Source organism: Burkholderia sp. AU38729 (assembly GCF_020419725.1).
Classification (GTDB): Bacteria; Pseudomonadota; Gammaproteobacteria; order Burkholderiales; family Burkholderiaceae; genus Burkholderia.
The window spans coordinates 1-19102 of sequence record NZ_JAIZQO010000024.1 but is presented as its reverse complement, the minus strand read 5'-3'; the positions used below and the strand labels follow the sequence as shown (position 1 = coordinate 19102).

At 66.8% G+C, this 19102-nt stretch carries 20 protein-coding genes; 12 read left to right on the top strand and 8 right to left on the bottom strand.

Annotated elements, in window-relative coordinates; genetic code table 11:
* Positions 1 to 191: 191 nt before the first annotated feature.
* A complete protein-coding gene (locus tag LGM56_RS36150; RefSeq protein ID WP_226208154.1) occupies positions 192 to 485 on the top strand; it encodes a hypothetical protein in 294 nt (97 codons plus the stop codon).
* Positions 486 to 708: 223 nt separating this feature from the next.
* Here LGM56_RS36150 and LGM56_RS36145 read toward each other — a convergent pair whose 3' ends face one another.
* Positions 709 to 1794 carry a tetratricopeptide repeat protein gene (locus LGM56_RS36145; protein WP_226208153.1) on the bottom strand — a complete coding sequence of 362 codons (1086 nt, stop codon included), beginning with the start codon at positions 1792 to 1794 and terminating at the stop codon, positions 709 to 711.
* Between the two features lie 35 nt (positions 1795 to 1829).
* On the opposite strand from LGM56_RS36145, the gene LGM56_RS36140 reads away from it, so the two are divergent.
* The 3 genes from LGM56_RS36140 (at position 1830) to trpS (ending at position 3675) form a co-directional block, all read left to right on the top strand.
* Entirely contained in the window at positions 1830 to 2012 is a 183-nt protein-coding gene (locus LGM56_RS36140; protein ID WP_226208152.1) for a hypothetical protein, read from the top strand.
* A 281-nt stretch (positions 2013 to 2293) separates the two neighbouring features.
* Positions 2294 to 2449, top strand: coding sequence for a hypothetical protein (locus LGM56_RS36135; RefSeq protein WP_179243781.1), 156 nt, complete (start codon positions 2294 to 2296; stop codon positions 2447 to 2449).
* A 212-nt stretch (positions 2450 to 2661) separates the two neighbouring features.
* The gene (gene trpS / locus LGM56_RS36130) at positions 2662 to 3675 is read left to right on the top strand and encodes a tryptophan--tRNA ligase (protein ID WP_226208151.1); all 1014 of its coding nucleotides are present in this window, start codon (positions 2662 to 2664) and stop codon (positions 3673 to 3675) included.
* A 126-nt stretch (positions 3676 to 3801) separates the two neighbouring features.
* Here trpS and LGM56_RS36125 read toward each other — a convergent pair whose 3' ends face one another.
* The 5 genes from LGM56_RS36125 to LGM56_RS36105 form a co-directional block, all read right to left on the bottom strand.
* Positions 3802 to 4212, bottom strand: a complete 411-nt coding sequence (locus tag LGM56_RS36125) for a VOC family protein (protein WP_089444125.1) — start codon at positions 4210 to 4212, stop codon at positions 3802 to 3804.
* A 272-nt stretch (positions 4213 to 4484) separates the two neighbouring features.
* The gene (locus tag LGM56_RS36120) at positions 4485 to 4871 is read right to left on the bottom strand and encodes a VOC family protein (RefSeq protein ID WP_226208150.1); all 387 of its coding nucleotides are present in this window, start codon (positions 4869 to 4871) and stop codon (positions 4485 to 4487) included.
* A gap of 219 nt (positions 4872 to 5090) precedes the next feature.
* Complete coding sequence (locus tag LGM56_RS36115) at positions 5091 to 6011, bottom strand: bestrophin family protein (RefSeq protein WP_226208149.1); 921 nt, start codon at positions 6009 to 6011, stop codon at positions 5091 to 5093.
* 188 nt (positions 6012 to 6199) lie between these two features.
* Positions 6200 to 7207 (bottom strand): cytochrome d ubiquinol oxidase subunit II, encoded by a 1008-nt coding sequence (gene cydB, locus LGM56_RS36110; RefSeq protein WP_089433623.1) that lies wholly within the window; start codon positions 7205 to 7207, stop codon positions 6200 to 6202.
* Between the two features lie 3 nt (positions 7208 to 7210).
* Positions 7211 to 8611 (bottom strand): cytochrome ubiquinol oxidase subunit I, encoded by a 1401-nt coding sequence (locus LGM56_RS36105; RefSeq protein WP_089498587.1) that lies wholly within the window; start codon positions 8609 to 8611, stop codon positions 7211 to 7213.
* 427 nt (positions 8612 to 9038) lie between these two features.
* On the opposite strand from LGM56_RS36105, the gene fdhD reads away from it, so the two are divergent.
* From fdhD to moaD, 5 genes are all read left to right on the top strand, one after another.
* Positions 9039 to 9920, top strand: a complete 882-nt coding sequence (gene fdhD / locus LGM56_RS36100; protein WP_226208148.1) for a formate dehydrogenase accessory sulfurtransferase FdhD — start codon at positions 9039 to 9041, stop codon at positions 9918 to 9920.
* On the top strand, positions 9917 to 11131 hold the full coding sequence (gene glp / locus LGM56_RS36095; protein ID WP_226208147.1) for a gephyrin-like molybdotransferase Glp: 1215 nt from the start codon (positions 9917 to 9919) through the stop codon (positions 11129 to 11131). The genes fdhD and glp overlap by 4 nt, the downstream gene beginning before the upstream one ends.
* Positions 11132 to 11342: 211 nt before the next feature.
* A complete protein-coding gene (gene moaA, locus LGM56_RS36090) occupies positions 11343 to 12467 on the top strand; it encodes a GTP 3',8-cyclase MoaA (protein ID WP_089498584.1) in 1125 nt (374 codons plus the stop codon).
* A 46-nt stretch (positions 12468 to 12513) separates the two neighbouring features.
* On the top strand, positions 12514 to 13083 hold the full coding sequence (locus LGM56_RS36085) for a molybdenum cofactor biosynthesis protein MoaE (RefSeq protein WP_226208146.1): 570 nt from the start codon (positions 12514 to 12516) through the stop codon (positions 13081 to 13083).
* Between the two features lie 56 nt (positions 13084 to 13139).
* Positions 13140 to 13397 (top strand): molybdopterin converting factor subunit 1, encoded by a 258-nt coding sequence (moaD, locus tag LGM56_RS36080; protein WP_226208145.1) that lies wholly within the window; start codon positions 13140 to 13142, stop codon positions 13395 to 13397.
* A gap of 74 nt (positions 13398 to 13471) precedes the next feature.
* Here moaD and LGM56_RS36075 read toward each other — a convergent pair whose 3' ends face one another.
* The gene (locus LGM56_RS36075) at positions 13472 to 14389 is read right to left on the bottom strand and encodes a LysR family transcriptional regulator (RefSeq protein WP_089476035.1); all 918 of its coding nucleotides are present in this window, start codon (positions 14387 to 14389) and stop codon (positions 13472 to 13474) included.
* A 147-nt stretch (positions 14390 to 14536) separates the two neighbouring features.
* Between LGM56_RS36075 and LGM56_RS36070 the strand changes: the two genes are divergently transcribed.
* The 3 genes from LGM56_RS36070 to LGM56_RS36060 all read left to right on the top strand — a co-directional run bounded on the left by LGM56_RS36070 (position 14537) and on the right by LGM56_RS36060 (position 18237).
* Positions 14537 to 15472, top strand: coding sequence for a hydroxymethylglutaryl-CoA lyase (locus tag LGM56_RS36070; protein ID WP_226208144.1), 936 nt, complete (start codon positions 14537 to 14539; stop codon positions 15470 to 15472).
* Between the two features lie 7 nt (positions 15473 to 15479).
* Entirely contained in the window at positions 15480 to 16631 is a 1152-nt protein-coding gene (locus tag LGM56_RS36065) for a CaiB/BaiF CoA transferase family protein (RefSeq protein ID WP_089460087.1), read from the top strand.
* A gap of 166 nt (positions 16632 to 16797) precedes the next feature.
* Positions 16798 to 18237 (top strand): MFS transporter, encoded by a 1440-nt coding sequence (locus tag LGM56_RS36060; RefSeq protein ID WP_089460086.1) that lies wholly within the window; start codon positions 16798 to 16800, stop codon positions 18235 to 18237.
* A 53-nt stretch (positions 18238 to 18290) separates the two neighbouring features.
* Here LGM56_RS36060 and LGM56_RS36055 read toward each other — a convergent pair.
* Positions 18291 to 19102 (bottom strand): PLP-dependent aminotransferase family protein (locus LGM56_RS36055; protein ID WP_226208143.1); only part of this gene is annotated, 812 nt, incomplete at its 5' end.

The window sequence follows — 19102 nt, the reverse complement described above, 5'->3', positions numbered from 1 at the left end:
TGTTGACGAGAAAAAAGCTGGGGGATCAGGGACGCCTCCAGACGGAGACATCATGCGTTCCGACGCTGCGTCGGCACTCGCTGCGAGGTGACGCGGCGGCAGGTCGACATGGCGAGCGAGGCATCTGCCGCGCCATACGGGAACGAATCATGCGCGTGACTCGTGGTCGGCATTCAATGGAGGACGGCTCGATGAAACCCCTGACAATTGCAACGCGTCGCATTCTGGCGACCCTCGTGGCAGGCGGTGCACTCGCCGCGACCAGCACGGCCTTCGCGCAAGGCTACGGTGCACCGCAACCGAGGGTCGAGGAGCGAGAGCGCGCCCCGGAGGCCAGTGTATCGGTCGAGATCGGCATGCACGGCGACCGCTACTGGGACGGCCATCGCTACTGGGAACGCGACGAGTGGAGGCATCGTCATCCGCGTGATCGTGATCCGTGGCGCGAACATGAGCACGAGCGCGAGGGCGAGCATCGTGAATAGTGACGACCGCCGCCTGGCGTACGCGCCACTTCCGTGTGACGCGGGTCAAAACCCTGATTCCGATGCAAAAGCGCTCCGGTAAATGAGCGCAAACCGCGTCATCACACTTTTCCCGATCAGCTTGAACGCGGCCTCGTCTGACAAGAGATGGCCGCGCCTCCTTTTGATATTGCGCAGTGGCATGCTCGCCTGTGCGACGGCATCCCTGCAACCTTCCACGCCGTCACCTCGAAAGTAGCCGTGTACTCGCTGCCGGCGCAGACGTCACCGCCTTCGCCGCGTCGATCAACGTCTCCTTGTTGCCGTCCCACTTGGGCAGTTTGGCGGGCGGCAGCGGCACCACCTTGTCCAGGTTCGGCAGACGCAGGTCGGGGTCGCGTTCCAGGCGATCGGCAAGGACGCTGTAACGCTCGGCGCGAGCGCGATCCTTCACGCCACCGGCTACCGGATCGCCATCATCGAATGCACCGAACAAATATGCAGCACTTTTGGCGCTACCGAATTTCACGCCTTCATGCAGAATCTTGAATGCGCGCGCATTGTCCTCGTCCAGCGACTTGTCGGAGCCAACCAGCGTCGTTCCAAGCGCATACGCGGCATCGCCGCTACCCTGGGCGAATCCACATTCAAGCATTTTGAGCGCAATTTTTCGGTTCCCCCAGAAACCGGATTTCGGATCATCGTAGACTGCATCGAGCTTGCTGCCCAAATAAGCCATGGCGCTGGGGCTGCCCTTGTCCGCCGCAAGTTGCCAGAAGGCGTAGGCACGACTGGCATCCTGCTTTACGCCCACTCCGTTCATGTAGTCCGTGCCCATCAGGTCGTAAGCTGCGGGGATGCCCAGCTTCATTGCAGCTTCGGTGATCTGCACGGCTCGCTCGGTATTGCGATCCACACCCAACCCCTGAGCGTAGGCGTTCGCCAGGTTGAGCATCGCCTTCCAGTGCTTGCGCTCGGCAGCCTTCTCCCATAGCGCAACTGCACCAACGTAGTCGCGCTGGTTCGGCCACAACAATGCACTTGTCATCTTCATCGCCTGCTGATTCCAGCGATCCGCGTCCGGGTCGACTCCCGGAACGACAGCGGCTTCGTGTACACAAACGAACGTATCCCGATGGGGGTTGAAAGCGTCGAGCGACATGTTTCGCGGAAGAGAATCATTCATCGAGCAGGCTGCGCATGCAATGAACAGGAAAGCCGAAACCAATCGGGTCAAGCCGATACGGTTGGCGGAAGTCGAACGCAATTGATTCAGCACGATTCGGGAAGCCTGTTCAGGAAAAGCGAACGCCTGTCGCACGCTCATCATGGGACGGATGCAGGAAGCCGGTCGGCGCTCCCAACGTGAAGAAACTGTCGTCGATCAACATCAGCAGCAGTTTATTTTCGATGCAGCTCGTGTCCCGTCCTCGGATCGGGTCAGGGAGCGGCGGTCGGCCTATCGCCGGGGCCAAGACGGCAGGCCGGAAGCCCGTCGTCGCGATCATCGGCGACGGCTCCGCGCGCTACGCACCGCAAGCGTTGTGAACCACAGCGATTCGGAGGTGCCGCCGCCGGCCGCACGCCTCTCCGACAATTCTTGACTATGCACATACCGCCAAACTGGTACGATGCCGGTCGCCTCGGCATGGAGAGCGGACACAGGATATTCGATCGAACCCTTTTAATGGATCGCGACCCGCCATCCCTGCCGCCCAGCCCAGGCAACACGGTACCCCACAGCCCCGTCGAACCCCGCAACACCACGGCATCGCCCCGCGCGACCCGTTGCAGCAACCGTTGGAGTGGCGCTCCCCGCGCCTGCAAGCATGAAGAAACCGAAGCAGCCCCCCCGCACCCCGCACCACAAAGACCGCACGCCGCTGGCGCGCGCCGGCGCGCTGCTGCTGATGGCCGGCCTGCTGTACCTGCTGTGGCCGTCGGCCGAAACCGCGTACCTCGCGATGGAGTCGGTGATCCGCTGACGCGCCCGGCCATCCAACCCCGCACTACGCTATACTCACGCGATGGAAACCCGAACCGCCTCGCCGAACGTGCATTGCTGGTGGCGCGCCTGACCCAGGCGGCCCGTTTCCTTTTGCATGTCCCAAACGTGATGCCGCCAGCGATGGCGGCATTTGCGTTTCTACGCAGACACCATGGCTGGCGGCTTCGATAACCTGGAGCCACGACCAACATGACCCACCCGACCCGACCGACCATCCTCACCGGCGACCGCACGACCGGCCCGCTGCACCTCGGCCATTACATCGGCTCGCTGCGCGCGCGCGTGCAGATGCAGCACGAAGCGAAGCAGTTCCTGTTGCTCGCCGACACGCAGGCGCTGACCGACAACATGGGCCGCCGCCAGCGCGTCACCGAGAACGTGATCGAAGTCGCGCTCGACTATCTCGCGGTCGGCATCGATCCGGCGATCTCGACGATCGTCGTGCAATCGCAGGTGCCCGAGCTCGCCGAGCTGACGCAATACCTGCTGAACCTCGTCACGGTCGCGCGCCTCGAACGCAATCCGACCATCAAGGAAGAGATCCGCCTGCGCGGTTTCGAGCGCGACATCCCGGCCGGCTTCCTGACCTACCCGGTGAGCCAGGCGGCCGACATCACCGCGTTCAAGGCGACGCACGTGCCGGTCGGCGACGACCAGTTGCCGATGATCGAGCAGACCAACGAACTCGTGCGCCGCTTCAACGCGACCGTCGAGCAGCCGGTGCTGGTCGAATGCGAGGCCGTGCTGTCGGCGGTCACGCGGCTGCCGGGGATCGACGGCAAGGCGAAGATGAGCAAGTCGCTCGGCAACGCGATCACGCTCGGCTCGACGCCGGACGAGATCACGCAAGCGGTGAAGGACATGTACACGGACCCGAACCACCTGCGCGTGAGCGATCCCGGCCAGGTCGAGGGCAACGTCGTGTTCACGTTCCTCGATGCGTTCGAACCCGACGTGCAGAAGGTCGACGAGCTGAAGGCGCACTACCGTCGCGGCGGGCTCGGCGACAGCGTCGTCAAGCGCGTGCTGAACGAGCGGCTGCAGGCGTTGATCGAGCCGATCCGCGCACGCCGTCGCGAATTCGAGGCCGACAAGGCCGAAGTGATGGCGATCCTGAAGCGCGGCACGATGCACGCTCGCGACGTGGCCGGCGCGACGCTCGCCGAGGTGAAGGGCGCGATGGGGTTGAATTACTTCGATTGAGCGACGCAGGCGGCGCGTGCGCGAACGCGCTTTGCGCGCCGGTCGGTATCGAGCCGGCGCGTGGCGTTCACCGCGTCACGTGCGCGAGCGATCGAGCGAGCGAGTGTCGAGTGAACCGCACCTTCATCACGATGCCTGCGCCGGCACGGACGCATTGCACACCGCCTCGACCCGATTGCCGGCCGGGTCGACGAGAAACGCGCCGTAGTAGTCACCGTGGTAATGCGGCCGCAAGCCGGGTTCACCGTCGGACCGCCCGCCCGTCGCCAGGCCGGCTTCGAAAAACGCATCCACCTGCGCGCGGCTCGCGGCCTTGAAGCACCAGTGCCGCTTGCTCGCGCCGATTTCAGCGGGATCCAGATAGACCGCCAGGAAAGTCGATGCGGTGTCGTTCGCATTGCAACGTTCGCCATAGCCGAGCGCGGTCGGCCGGTCATAAACCTTGGCTGCGCCGAGCGCGGCCATGATGGCATCGTAGAACGGGCGCGCCAGATCGATATCCGGCACGCTGATTGACACGTGATCAAGCAGTTGCATCGCATCTACTCCGTTGAAGGGCACACGAGTCTACCTGAGCGGGGCATTTCGCACCGGAGTCACCCTGCTGCTCGTGGGCGATTCTGCGCCTCCGCCACCGTCGCTCGAGCGGCTATCCGAGCCGACGGCGGAGCGGCCGCTGGTCCACTCGCGACCTGCCGGTACAAAACGAACGCGGATGGCGCATCCGGAGCCGCACGCAGGAGCGCAGCTGGATGCACGATGCGCCGCCGGTCGCGGTGCACTGAGCGCCCCGCTCGCGGCGTGTTACGTCACTTCATTTGCATCAGCTGAATCAAGTTCCCGCACGTATCGTCGATGATCGCGACACGCACGGGCCCGGCATCCATCGGCTCCAGCGTGAAGCGCACGCCGAGATCCGTGAGCCGCGCGAACTCCGCATCGAGATCGTCGACCTGGAACGATGCCGCCGGAATGCCGTCCTCGTACAGCGCCTGCTTGTAAGGCCCGACCCCGCGATGGTGGCTCGGCTCGAGCAGCAGCTCGGTGCCGTCCGGCTGGTCCTTCGACACGACCGTCAGCCAGCGGGTCTCGCCCACCGGCACGTTGTTCTTCAGCTTGAACCCGAGCTTGTCGGTATAGAACGCCAACGCCGTGTCCTGGTCGTCGACAAAGATACTCGTCACGTAGATTCGCATGTCAATCGCTCCTGTCGCGGCAGCTACCGCCCTGCCACTATTCTTCGCCGAAATCGATGACAAATGCATCACCGTTGTCGATCAGCGTGCACAGGTAGCCGTCGAAGTCGTCGTCGATCACCGCATCGCGGTCGGGATCATGCGGGAAACGCACGACTCGCCCGACCCTGCCGCCCGGCGCCGGCCCGAAATCGATGCGGCGCCGCGACGTGCCGCCGCTTACGTGATCTGGTACGTCGACGCCGGCACGAATTCCTCCGGCAGCGGGCGGTCGCCCAGTTCGAGCACCGACCGCTCGATCGTGCGCGTCATCGCATCGAGCGCCAGCGCGTTCGGCGCGAGGCCGAACGGCTCGGCCACCTCGCTCGCGATCGCTTCGAGCGCGATCAGCGTGTACGAGATGAACACGCAGATCAGCGGCGTGAAGAACTCCGTCGAATCGACGAGGCCGAACGGCAGCAGCACGCAATACGCATACACGGTGCGATGCAGCAGCACGCTGTACGAGAACGGGATCGGCGTCGACAGGATGCGTTCGCAACCACCGACCGATTTGCCGACCTCGTCGAGCTGCGCCTCGAACATCCAGCAGGTCGCATCGCTACCGGGCGCACGGCCCAGCGCGCGGACGATGTCGCCGCGCAGCTCATCGAGGATCGCGACGGGCTTGAAGCATTTGCCGCCCAGCTCGGCCGTGTGGTCCGCACCGAGAATGCGCTGCAGGTCCGCGGTCGGATCGGTATGACGAAGCTGATGCTTGAGCGCATAGGTGAGCGCGATCAGCAGGTCGGCCAGCCGGTTGCGCTCGGCGTCGCTCACGCTGTCGGGCAGGTAGCGATTGAACTGCGACGTCAGCGTACGCGCCGCGATCAGCAGGTTGCCCCACAGATGGCGCGCCTCCTTGAAACGCTCGAAGCTCGCGCTGTTGCGAAACCCGAGAAAGATCGCGAGCGCGAGCCCGAACAGCGTGAACGGCGCGGTGTTGAGGGGGATCTTCTCGCCGAAGATGCGCCCGTTCGTGAAGACCGCCAGCGTGCTGACGACCGCCATGAACACGAGCTGCGGAATGATCGATTGCAGCACGGAGCCGTTCCAGACGAACAGCATCCTGAGCCAGTTTTGTTGTGGTCGGACGATCATGGTGTTTTCTCGACTGCAGGGAATGCATCAAGCGGCGCGCCGGCGCCCGATGCGCAACGGCCCGCGCGTGGCGGGCCGGTGCCGGGTGAATGGCGGGCCGGGCAACGCGCTGCGCGTGATGATACGCCCGCGCCCGCCCTGCCCGTCACCTCATGCGGCGTTCAGCGATGGCCGCTCAGGATGGCCGCTCAGTGATAACCGATATCGCCCTCGCGCACCTTGCCGCGGAACACGCGGTACTGCATCGCGTTGTACACGAGGATGATCGGCAGCACGATCACGGTGCCGACGAGCGCGAACAGCTGGCTCGAGTGGCTCGACGACGCATCCCAGATCGACAGCGACGGCGGCACGATGTTCGGCCAGATACTGATCACGAGCCCCGTGTAGCCGAGGAACACGAGCGCGAGCGTCAGCAGGAACGGCGTGGCCTCGTGCTCGCGCTTCACAGTGTGGAAGATGCCCCACACGCAGGCGACGACGAGCACCGGCACCGGCAGGAACCAGCCGAGGTTGCCGCTGCCGAACCAGCGATGCGCGACGGCCGGCAGCCCGATCACGGTCCACAGGCTGACCACGCCCATCACGGCGAGCAGCACGCCCGCGAGCGGCTTCATCAGGAGGCGCATCTTGCGCTGCAGTTCACCGTCGACCTTCAGGATCAGCCAGCCGCAGCCGAGCGTCGCATACGTGACGAGCACGCCGATCCCGCACAGCAGGCTGAACGGCGACAGCCAGTCGAACGGCCCGCCCGCGAACTGGTTGTTCTCGATCTTGATGCCCTGCAGCAGCGAACCGAGCACGATCCCCTGGCAGAACGCGGCCAGCGCCGAGCCGCCGATGAATGCGAGATCCCACATGTGTTGCGTGCGCGTGGCCTTCGCGCGCAGCTCGAACGCCGCCCCGCGGAAGATCAGCCCGACCAGCATAAGCACCAGCGGCAGGTAGTTCGCCGGCAGCAGCGTCGAATACACGACCGGGAACGCGCCGTAGAGCCCCGCGCCGCCGAGCACCAGGAACGTCTCGTTGCCGTCCCACACCGGTGCGACGGTGTCGAGCATCACCTGGCGCTCGGCCTTCGCATCGAAGAACGGAAACAGCAGGCCGATGCCGAGATCGAAGCCGTCCAGCATCACGTAGATGAATACGCCGAGGCCGATGATCGCGGCCCAAATGACAGGAAGATCGATGTGCATGGCTTACTCCGCTTCGGTGACGTTCAGCGGCGTGGACAGCGCGCTCTTGCGCAGCCCCGGATGCCGGTGCAGCTCGATATACCCGGCCTGGGCAGCCGGCCCGCGCTTCATCAGTTTCATCATGTAATAGATACCCGTTCCGAACACCAGGAAATACACGACCACGAAGATCAGCAGCGACACGCCGACCTGCTGCGCGCTGAGCGGCGCGACCGAATCGACGGTGCGCAGCACGCCGTACACGGTCCAGGGCTGCCGCCCGACCTCGGTGGTGATCCAGCCGGCCAGCAGCGCGAGGATGCCCGACGGCCCCATGCATACGACGAACCACTGGAACCAGCGCGTTTCATACAGGCGCCCGCCCTTTCTCAGCAGCAGCCCGAGCAGTGCGGTGAGCAGCATCAGCATCCCGAGGCCCGCCATGATCCGGAACGTCCAGAACACGATCGGCGAATACGGGCGGTCCTGCGGCGGGAATTCCTTCAGCCCGCGAATCTCGCCGTCCCAGCTGTGCGTGAGGATCAGGCTGCCGAGGTGCGGCACCTGGATCGCATAGCGTGTGGTTTCGGCCTGCATGTCGGGCAACCCGAACAGGTTCAGCGCAGTGCCGCCCTTCTCGGTTTCCCACAGCCCCTCGATCGCCGCGATCTTGGCCGGCTGGTATTCGCGCGTGTTCAGCCCGTGCGCATCGCCGACGACGATCTGGATCGGCGCGAGCACCAGCAGCATCCACAGCGCCATCGAGAAGCTGCGCTTCACCGGCTCGTCGCGGCGCCCCTTGAGCAGGTGCCACGCGCCGCACGCGGCGACGATGAAGCCCGCGACGATGAACGCCGCGATCGTCATGTGCACGAGTCGGTACGGGAACGACGGGTTGAAGACGATCTTGAACCAGTCGACCGGCACGACGAGGCCGTTCTCGATCTTGTAGCCCTGCGGCGTCTGCATGAAGCTGTTCGACGCGAGGATCCAGAACGTCGAGATCAGCGTGCCGACCGCGACCATCAGCGTCGCGAAGAAGTGTGCGCGGGGGCTCACGCGCTGCCAGCCGAACAGCATCACGCCGAGGAAGCCGGCTTCGAGGAAGAACGCCGTCAGCACTTCATACGTGAGGAGCGGGCCCGTGATGTTGCCCGCGACACGCGAGAAGCCGGCCCAGTTGGTGCCGAACTCGTACGCCATCACGACGCCGGAGACCACGCCCATCCCGAAGCCGATCGCGAAGATCTTCGACCAGAACTGGAACATGGATTTGTAGGCGGCATCGCCGGTGACGAGGTAGCGCCATTCCAGCACTGCCAGGAAGCTCGCCATACCGATGCTGATCGCGGGAAACACGATGTGGAACGACACCGTGAACGCGAATTGCAAGCGGGCGAGATGGAACGCATCGAAGATTTCCATGACCGTAATTTGCTCGTGGTTGTGAGGACGTACGCTCGAAGCAGGAAATCGCGCGACGGCTTGGCGACAACACATGCGAACACAAACGGTCACTCGCATGGCATCGAAGCGTGAATGACGATATCGCGTTTGCAACGATACTCGCAATCGTTCGAACGTGCGTTGAAACTGTGCTGCTTACGCCGCCGAAGATGTGTGCACGGAAAACACATTTCGTGCCTGCGGGATGGTCAGCTGTACTGCTTTCCGCATCGCAGCGCTGTACATCCGGCGCGCCTGTCATCCCCCTTAACATCCCATGAAACGCCTGCCCGAAGCGACGGCGCGCCCCCTCGGCCGCGCCGCCCGGCAGCCTCTCGATTCCCCTGGTCCGGCGTACCCGCCCGACCCGGCCGGCCCGCCGGCCGATCCCCCTGGAGAAAACCGCATGGAGTCCTGCATCCGCCGCGACGCTCCGACCGGCAGCACCGCGTGTCAGGTGACGCGTCACCGTGCCGGCGAAGCGCGCGACACCGTCGACAGCGTCGTCGACGAAACGCCGGTTGCACTCGTGTTCAACGACATTGCGCACACGGTCATGATGGCGACGCCGATCGACCTCGACGTGTTCGGCCTCGGCTTCGCGCTGAGCGAAGGGATCGTCGAACGCGCATCGGACGTCTTCGACATCGAAAGCGAATGCCGTGCCGGCAGCGCCGAAGTGCGGCTGACCGTGTCGCAGCAGGCGTTCATGGCGATGAAGGCGCACCGGCGCGCGCTGGCCGGCCGCACCGGCTGCGGCGTCTGCGGGATCGAAAGCATCGCGCAGCTCGACCTGCACCCGCCGCGCATCGCCGCCGCCGGCACGGCCGCCGGTATCGGCGCACCTGCGATCGAACGTGCCGCGCGCGCGTTGCCGGCCCACCAGACGCTGATGCGCGAGACGGGCGGCATCCATGCGGCCGCCTGGTGCAACCGCGACGGCGACGTGCTCGACGTGTTCGAGGACGTCGGCCGCCACAACGCGCTCGACAAGCTGATCGGCCGGCTCGCGCGGCGCCGCGCGAACCTGCACGACGGCTTCGTGTTCCTGTCGAGCCGCGCAAGCTACGAACTGGTGCGCAAAGCCGCGCGGGTCGGCATCCCGATGATCGCGACGATCTCGGCGCCGACCTCGCTCGCGATCGACGTCGCCCGTGAAGCCGGTGTGCGGCTGGTCGGCTTCTGCCGCAACGACGGCTTCGTCGAGTACGTGTCGCCCGACGCCGCTCAACCCTCTCAACCCGATCAACCCGCGCTCGCTCAAGCGCATCCGGCTCGCTCCCGATGAAACCCCTGACCGATTTCGACACCGCGCAGCAGCATTTCGCCACTGCGTTCGCGCCGCTCGGCGCCACCACGTCCGTCCCGGTCGCGGAAGCCGCCGGCCACGTGCTGGCCGCGCCGCTCATCGCCGTGCTCGACCAGCCGCCGGCCGACCAGAGCGCGATGGACGGCTACGCCGTGCGTCACGCGGATCTCGCGCACGGCGAGCCGCTGCACGTCGCGCAGCGCTGCTATGCGGGCGACACGCCGGCACCGCTGGCCCCGCGCACGGCCGCACGCATCTTCACCGGCAGCGTGATTCCGCCCGGCGCGGACACCGTCGTGATGCAGGAACACGCACGCGAGCGGGACGGCTGGGTCGCGTTCGACGCGCCGCAGCGCAGCGGCTCGCACATCCGCCGCCAGGGCGAGGAAGTGCGCGCCGGCGACCGGCTCGTGCCGGCCGGCGTGCGCATGGGCCCGATGCACGTCGGCGTGGCCGCCGCGCAGGGGTTCGCGCGCGTCGACGTGCGCCCGGCGCTGCGCGTCGGCATCCTGACGACCGGCGACGAGCTCGTCGCGTGCGGGCAGCCGCGTGCGCCGCAACAGATTTACAACAGCAATGCGCCGATGCTCGCCGCGCTGGTCACGGGAACCGGGGCCGAGGTCGCGATGCGCCTGCATGCAGCCGACACCGCGGCCGCCGTCGATCGCGCGCTGCGCGATCTGCACGCGGGCTGCGACCTGGTGATCTGCGTCGGCGGCGCGTCGGTCGGCGACAAGGATCTGCTGCGCCCCGCGCTGGACGCGCTCGGCGCGTCGTTCATCGTCGCCGGCGTGCGAATGAAGCCGGGCAAGCCGGTTGCACTCGCCCGGCTCGACACGCGGCCGGTGGTGTTGCTGCCCGGCAATCCGGGGGCCGCGATGACCGCGTTCGCGCTGTTCGTCGCACCGCTGATCCGGCGCCTGCAGGGGCGCCACGCACGCCTGCCGATCGTGCCGTCGCTGCCGATCGACGCCGACTTCGAACCGGATCCGCAGCGCGAGCGCTTCGTGCGCGTGCACTGCACCGTCGGCCTCGACGGCACGCCCGCGCTCGACACGTTGCGCCAGCAAGGCGCCGGCACGCTGCAGTCGCTCGTGCAGGCGAGCGGGCTGGCGCGGCTGCCGGCCGGGCAGCGCATCGCGTGCGGCGACGCGGTACCGTATTACGAATTCGCGCACTGGCTCGCATGAGCGCGACGCCGCTCACCCGCCCGATTCACGGCATTCGCCGCCGCGCCGGCCACGCCGGCCGGCCGGCGAACTGTATCCCTGCAATTCGGGCGCGATTGTGTCCCTGCCGCGAAAACCCCGCGGACTATCCTCACGATGAGGCTCGTCACGCGCCGTGCGCCTGCCCATCCGCACACGCACGGCCGACCGGCAACGCCCCACCGCTTACTTCTTGCAGGCAGACGAACCGATCGTGAATGCCATCGTTTCCGCCGCGCCGGCCGCTGCCGCACTGTCCGGCGGCGCATCGCCCGGCGCTTTCCCCCGCACGACCGACACGCTCGGCCGCCCGCTGCGCGACCTGCGCCTGTCCGTGATCGATCAATGCAATTTCCGCTGCGGCTACTGCATGCCGCGCGAAAGCTTCGGCGCCGACTATGCGTTCATGCCGTCGTCCGAGCGGCTGTCGTTCGCGCAACTCGAAAAGATCGCCCGTGCGTTCACGTCGCTCGGCGTCGAGAAGATCCGCATCACCGGCGGCGAGCCGCTGCTGCGCCGCAACCTCGAAGCGTTGATCGAACGTCTCGCCGCGCTGACGACCGTCGACGGCAAGCCCGTCGAGATCGCGCTGACGACCAACGGCTCGCTGCTGGCCGCGAAGGCGCGCACGCTGCGCGACGCGGGCCTGTCGCGCGTGACGGTCAGCCTCGATGCGCTCGACGACGCGCTGTTCCGCCGGATGAGCGACACCGACGTACCCGTGTCGCGCGTGCTGGCCGGCATCGAGGCCGCGCAGGCGGCCGGGCTCGCGCCGGTCAAGGTCAACGCGGTGATCGAGCGCGGCGCGAACGACGACCAGATCCTGCCGCTCGTGCGGCACTTCCGGCACACCGGCGTGGCCGTGCGCTTCATCGAATACATGGACGTCGGCGGCGCGAGCTTCTGGTCCGGCGACAAGGTCGTGCCGGCCGCGCGGATGCGCGAACTGATCGACGAACACTATCCGCTCGTGCTCGTCGGCGAACCGGCGCACGATGCGACCGCGATTCGTTGCGCGCACATCGACGGCGCGGGCGAAGTCGGCTTCATCGCGAGCGTGTCGCATCCGTTCTGCGGCACCTGCTCGCGCGCCCGCGTGTCGGCCGACGGGCAGCTCTACACGTGCCTGTTCGCGACGCAAGGCACCGACCTGCGGCCGTGGCTCGACGACGCAGCGTCGAGCGCCGACCTCGCCGCCGCCGTGCGCGAGCGCTGGACGCACCGCGACGACCGCTATTCCGAGCGCCGGGCCGCACGGCCTGCCCGCGCGCCGGGCAAGACCTATCCGACCGTGCGCATGTCGCTGGTCGGCGGCTGAGGGGCCGCCGCGCGCCCCAGGCCGCACCGCCTACAGGAGAATCGTCATGACGAGCTTCACCGAATCCCGTGCCGGGCTGCCGGACGATCCGTTGCACGCGGGCAGCCCCGCGCCCGACAACGCGACCGACCCGCATCCCGAACCGCCACCGTCGATTGCGGCGGGCTTCGAAGTGCGCGTGCAGTACGCATCGATCGATGCCGGCGCCGAGCTCGCGCCGATCGTTCGCAATCCGAATGTCGGTGCGGTCGTGAATTTCCTCGGCGTCGTGCGCAACGAAGGCGATGTCGATGACGTGATCGCGCTCGAGGTCGAGCACTATCCGACGATGACCGAACAGGCGCTGTGGAGCATCGTCGAGGAAGCCAGCGCGCGCTGGCAGCTCGAAACGATCAGGATCGTGCATCGCGTCGGGCGCATTCCGCTCGGCCAGACGGTCGTGCTGGTCGTGGTGGCCGCCGCGCATCGCGGCGCCGCGTTCGACGCGTGCGAATTCCTGATGGACTTCCTGAAGACCCATGCGCCGTTCTGGAAGAAGGAGATCCGCCACGACGGTGTGTCCGGCTGGGTCGAGGCGAAAGCGCACGACGACCAGGCGATGCGGCGCTGGGGCTGAACGTATGCGCTGCGCGTGTTCCGATTCCGCCGAGTGATTCCTTTCAAGACATCGCGATGAAACTGACGATCAAATACTTTGCAAGCATTCGCGAGCAACTCGATCTCGACGAGGAAACCGTCGAGATCGATGCGCGCGAACTCACCGTCGACGCGCTGCGCGACACGCTGGCCGCACGCGACGCGCGCAGCGCGGAAGCGCTGCGGACGGACCGGCCCGTGCGGGCCGCCGTGAATCTCGAGATGGTGACGGGGGGATTCGTCGTGCGGGAGGACAGCGAGGTGGCGTTTTTCCCGCCGGTGACGGGCGGCTGAGGTCACGACGAGCCGGAAGGAACCCGGCGCGACATCGATTGCCCGTTGCAGGTCACACGCATCGACGCTGCGTATCAGCCGCTCGCGGCCGGCATCGCGGCCCGGCTCGACAGATAGTCGACCATCCGCTGCGCGGCCGGTTGCAGCGCGTCGAAGCTCCTGAAACAAACGACGAACCGGCGCTTCGCCCACGCATCGACGAGCGGGATCACCTTGATGCCGAACACCGGCCGATACGTGTCGGCCACTTCCATCGGCACGACACTGATCCCGAGCCCGGCCGCTACGACGCGAAACGCGGCATCGAAACCCGACACGATCACGCGATACGACACGGTCGTGCCGGCATCGGCAGCCGCGCGCTGCAGCAGCGTGTGAACGGCGGTCGTCGGCAGCAGGCCGACATGCTCGTAGCCCAGCGTCTGCTCGAAGCGCAGCGACGGCTCGTTCGCGAGCGGATGATCGCGATGCACGGCCAGCGCCAGCCGGTCCTGCCGATACGGCCGATGCTGCAAACCTTGAAGATCGACGTTGTCCCAGCACACGCCCACGCTCGCCGCGCCCTCACGTAACTGCCGCACGAGTTCGGACGACAGCCGCTCTTCCACGTCGACCCGGATGTTCTCGTTGGCCGGTTCGCGCATGAACGACGAGATGTCGTCGAGCAGTGCTTCCGCGATCGCCGATGCCGACGCGCAGATGCTCACACGCCCCTTCAGCCCGCCGCCGAACGCGGCGACATCGCTCGCGATGCGCTCCATCGTGAAGAGCACGCTACGCGCGTGCTCGAGCAGCGCATTGCCCGCGGCCGTCGGCTCGACGCCGCGCCGCGATCGCGTGAGCAGCGGCACGCCCAGGTCGCTTTCGAGTTGCGCGATGCGCTTGCTGATCGCCGACGGCTCGATATGAACCGCCTCCGCCGCCCGCGCCATGTTGCGGTGATCGCACACGGCCACCAGCAGCCGCAGCGTTTTCAGGTCGATGTCACGCATCCGCCGTCTCCAGGCAATCAGGCAATCAGGCATTCCATTCCGGAAACATGGCGGTTCCGAAATACCGCTTTAATGTCCATCAGGAATGTCTAAAGTTAGCACGACGCCGGTGCATCGACACGGGTGAAATCAACGGAGACAAGCGACATGCGGTCGTTCCCCCAGCATGCAGTCATACGCGAAGTCGGCTTGCGCGACGGGCTGCAAAGCATCCCGCGCATTCTTCCGACGAAACGGAAGATCGAGTGGATCGGCGACGCGTATGCGGCCGGCCAGCGCGAAATCGAGGTCGGATCGTTCGTGCCGGCGCGCCTGCTCCCGCAACTGGCCGATACGGCCGAGCTCGTGGCGTATGCGAAGACGCTGCCCGGCCTGCGCGTGTCGGTGCTGGTGCCGAACCTCAAGGGCGCGGAACACGCGCTCGACGCGGGCGCCGACCTGATGCTGGTGCCGCTCTCGGCGAGCCGCGCCCACAGCATCGCGAACCTGCGCAAGACGCCCGACGAAGTCGTCGCCGAGGTGGCGCGCATCCGCGCCGCGCGCGACGCGGCCGGCTCGAAGACGCTGATCGAAGGCGGCATCGGCACCGCGTTCGGCTGCACGATCCAGGGCCGCGTCGCGCAGTCGGAGGTGCTGCGTTACCTGCATGCGCTGCTCGATGCCGGCGCCGACCGCGTGAGCATCGCCGATACGGTCGGCTACGCGGGACCGGCCGCCGTCGGCGAACTGTTCGGCAAGGCGCGCGCCGCCGCCGGCGAGCGCTTCTGGTGCGGCCATTTTCACGACACCCGCGGCCTCGCGCTCGCGAATGTGTACGCGGCGCTCGAAACGGGCGTCACCCGCTTCGACGCGACGCTCGCCGGCATCGGCGGCTGTCCGCATGCGCCGGGCGCGAGCGGCAACGCATCGAGCGAAGACCTCGCGTTCATGCTTGCCGACATGGGAATCGAGACCGGCATCGACATTGCCGCGCTGCTTACGCTGCGCGCGAAGGTCGCGCGCTGGCTGGACGGCGAAACGCTGCACGGCGCGCTGTGGCGCGCGGGCCTGCCGGCCACCCACGCCGCCACCACCACCGTCTGAATCCATCATGAACCACGACACCCGACTTCCACTCGACGGCATTCGCGTCATCGAATTCACGCACATGGTCATGGGGCCGACGTGCGGGATGATCCTCGCCGATCTCGGCGCCGAAGTGATCAAGATCGAGCCGCCCGGCGGAGACAAGACGCGCAACCTGCCCGGCCTCGGCATCGGCTTCTTCCGTTCGTTCAACCGCAACAAGAAGAGCGTCGTGCTCGACCTCCATACGCCCGAGGGCAAGCAGGCCGCGGTCGAACTGATCGGCACCTGCGACGTGATGCTCGAGAATTTCCGCCCCGGCCTGATGGCGACGCTCGGCCTCGACTACGACACGCTGTCGGCCCGCTACCCGGCGCTCGTCTACGTGACGCACAAGGGCTTCCTGCCCGGCCCGTACGACCGGCGTCTCGCGCTCGACGAAGTCGTGCAGATGATGGGCGGGTTGTCCTACATGACGGGACCGGTCGGCCGGCCGCTGCGCGCCGGTACGTCGGTCAACGACATCATGGGCGGCATGTTCGGTGCGATCGGCGTGCTCGCCGCGCTGCGCGAACGCGAACGCACCGGCCGCGGGCAGGAAGTGCAGAGTGCGCTGTTCGAGAACTGCGTGTTTCTGTGCGCGCAGCACATGCAGCAATACGCGATGACGCATGAACCGCCGCCGCCGATGCCGGCGCGCGTGTCCGCGTGGAGCGTCTACGACGTGTTCACGCTCGCGGACGGCGAACAGCTGTTCATCGGCGCGGTCAGCGACCGGCAGTTCGTCACGCTGTGCGACGTGCTCGCGTGCCCCGGGCTCGCCGCCGAACCGGATTTCGCGACCAACGCGCAGCGGGTCGCCGTGCGTCCGCGGTTGCTCGAACGGCTCGGCGCGATCCTGAAGGACCATCGCGCCGCCGAGTTGTCGCCGAAACTCGAAGCGGCCGGCATTCCGTATGCGCCGATCGTCCGTCCCGAACAACTGCTCGACGATCCGCACCTGAAAGCGAGCGGCGGGCTGGTGCCGATGCAAACCGACGACGGGCGCACGACCGATGTCGTGCTGCTGCCGATCACGATGGGCGGGCGACGGCCCGGCGTGCGCCAGGCGCTCGCGCGCGTCGGCGAGCACACGCAGGAAGTGCTGGCTCGGCTGACACGCCGCGCGGTCGCATGAGCGGCAGCCGCCGAAGGCCCGGCAGCAGGTTGCGGGCGTCGATTCAGGCGCGGTCGCGCGCCGCCATGAATCCGGCACCCCGTGCACGCCGCGTGCGTCTATAACCGTTATCAAGGCAGGCAGCTCGAAGAAGCATGCCGCCGGTCAGAAGATCAGGAGACAACCCATGCATCAGACCGTCACCGCGGGCGGCGCCCCGCTCGATACGCCGCAGGTACGCGCCGGCATCCGCGCCGGCGCGGACATCTCCGCGCGCATGGACCGGCTGCCGATCACCCGGCACCAGTGGATGCTCGTGTTGCTGATCTCCCTCGGCGGCTTCTTCGAAGTCTACGACCTGATCTTCACCGGCTACATCGCACCGGGCATGGCCAAGAGCGGCCTGTTGCAGACCACCACGCAGGCATTCTTCGGCTTCACCGGCATCGCCGCCTTCATCGCGGCGACCTTCGCGGGGCTGTTCGCCGGCACGTTCGGCTTCGGCTGGATGCCGGACCGCTACGGGCGCCGCGCCGTCTTCACGTACTCGCTGCTGTGGTACTCGATCGGCTCGGCCATCATGGCGTTCCAGACGACGCCCGAAGGCGTGCTGTTGTGGCGTTTCATCACCGGCATCGGCGTCGGGCTGGAGATCGTCACGATCGACACCTACGTGACCGAACTCGTCCCGCAGCAGATGCGCGGCCGCGCGATCGCGTTCAACCAGGTGGTGATGTTCGCCGCCGCGCCGGTCGCCGCGATCCTGTCGTGGTGGCTCGTGCCCGCGACGGTGTTCGGGCTCGACGGCTGGCGCATCGTGGTGCTGGCCGGCTCGGCCGGCGCCGTGATCGTCTGGTTCATCCGCCGTGCGGTGCCCGAAAGCCCGCGGTGGCTGGCCGCGCACGGCGATGCCGAACGAAGCGAGCGGATCGTGAGCCGGATGGAAGCGATCGCCGAGCGCGAGTCGGGCATGCCGCTGCCGCCGCCCGCGCCGACAAGCGAAGCGCCTGAAGTGCACCGCGCGGCGTTCGCGGCATTGTGGCGTGCGCCTTATCGCACCCGTCTGCTGATGCTCGTCGTGTTCAACTTCTGCCAGGCCATCGGCTACTACGGATTCGCGAACTGGGTGCCGACACTGTTGATCGGCCAGGGCATCACCGTCACGAAGAGCCTGCTGTACGCGTTCGTCATCGCGTTCGCGCTGCCGGCCGGGCCGTTGCTCGCGATGCGCTTTGCGGACCGGATCCAGCGCAAGCACCTGATCGTCGGCGGCGCGCTCGCCGTGATCGTCTGCGGGCTCGCGTTCGCGCAGGTCAGGACCGTCGTGCCGCTCATCGTATTCGGCGTGCTGATCAGCCTCGCCGGGCAGACGATCTCCGTCGCCTATCACGCGTACCAGTGCGAGCTGTTCCCGACCGAGGTGCGCTCCCGCGCGAGCGGCATCGCGTATTCGGCCAGCCGCGCCGGCGCGATGATGTCGGGCTTCATCATCGCGGCGCTGCTGAAGGATTTCGGCGTGCCCGGCGTGTTCACCGGGATCACCGTGTTCATGCTCGTCGTGGTCGTCGTCATCGGCGCGTTCGGCCCGAGGACCAATGGCGTGCGGCTCGAGGAGCTCAATCGCTGACGCCTGGCGCCGTCCGGGTTACGCCGGACGGCGCCAGGCAAGAACGCCCCCTTCTACCGCATGCACGCCGCCGCCAGCTTCCCGACCGTGATCACCGCCTGCTCGATCTCCGGCGACCACGGGCTGCTGTAGTTCAGCCGGATGAAGTTCCGGTAGCTGTCCGTGATCGAGAACATGTAGCCGGGCCCGATCGTGATCCCCTGCTCCAGCGCGAGCTGGTAAAGCCGCATCGCATCGATCTGCGCGGGCAGCTCGACCCACAGCACGTACCCGCCCGCCGGGCTCGAGATGCGCGTGCCCTCCGGAAAGAACCGCGACACCATCGCGCGCATCAGGTTCGCCTGCTGCGCATACGCCTTGCGCAGGCGCCGCAGGTGATGCTCGTAGCCGTCGCGTTCGAGAAACTCGGCAATCGCGAGCTGCGGCAGCGACGGCGTCGCGAGCGTGTTCAGGAATTTCAGCTTCTCGACCTGGTCACGATAGCGGCCCGGCAACGCCCAGCCGATCCGGTACGCGGCCGTCAGGCTCTTCGAGAACGACGAGCAGTGCAGCACGATCCCGCTGCGGTCATACGACTTCAGCGAACTCGGATGCGCATCGCCGAAATACAGCTCGTTGTACACGCCGTTCTCGATCAGCGGCATCCCGGTCTTCGTCGCGAACTCGACCAGCTCGCGCTTGCGCTCGTCCGGCATCTGGAAGCCGAGCGGGTTCTGGAAGTTCGGCATCACCATGCACGCGGCGATCGGCTGCGACTTCGCGATCGCGGCCAATGCCGCGATGTCGATTCCGTATTCCGGATGCGTCGCCACCTCGATCGCCTTCATCCCCATCCGCTCGATCGCGTGCAGCATCGCGTAGAACG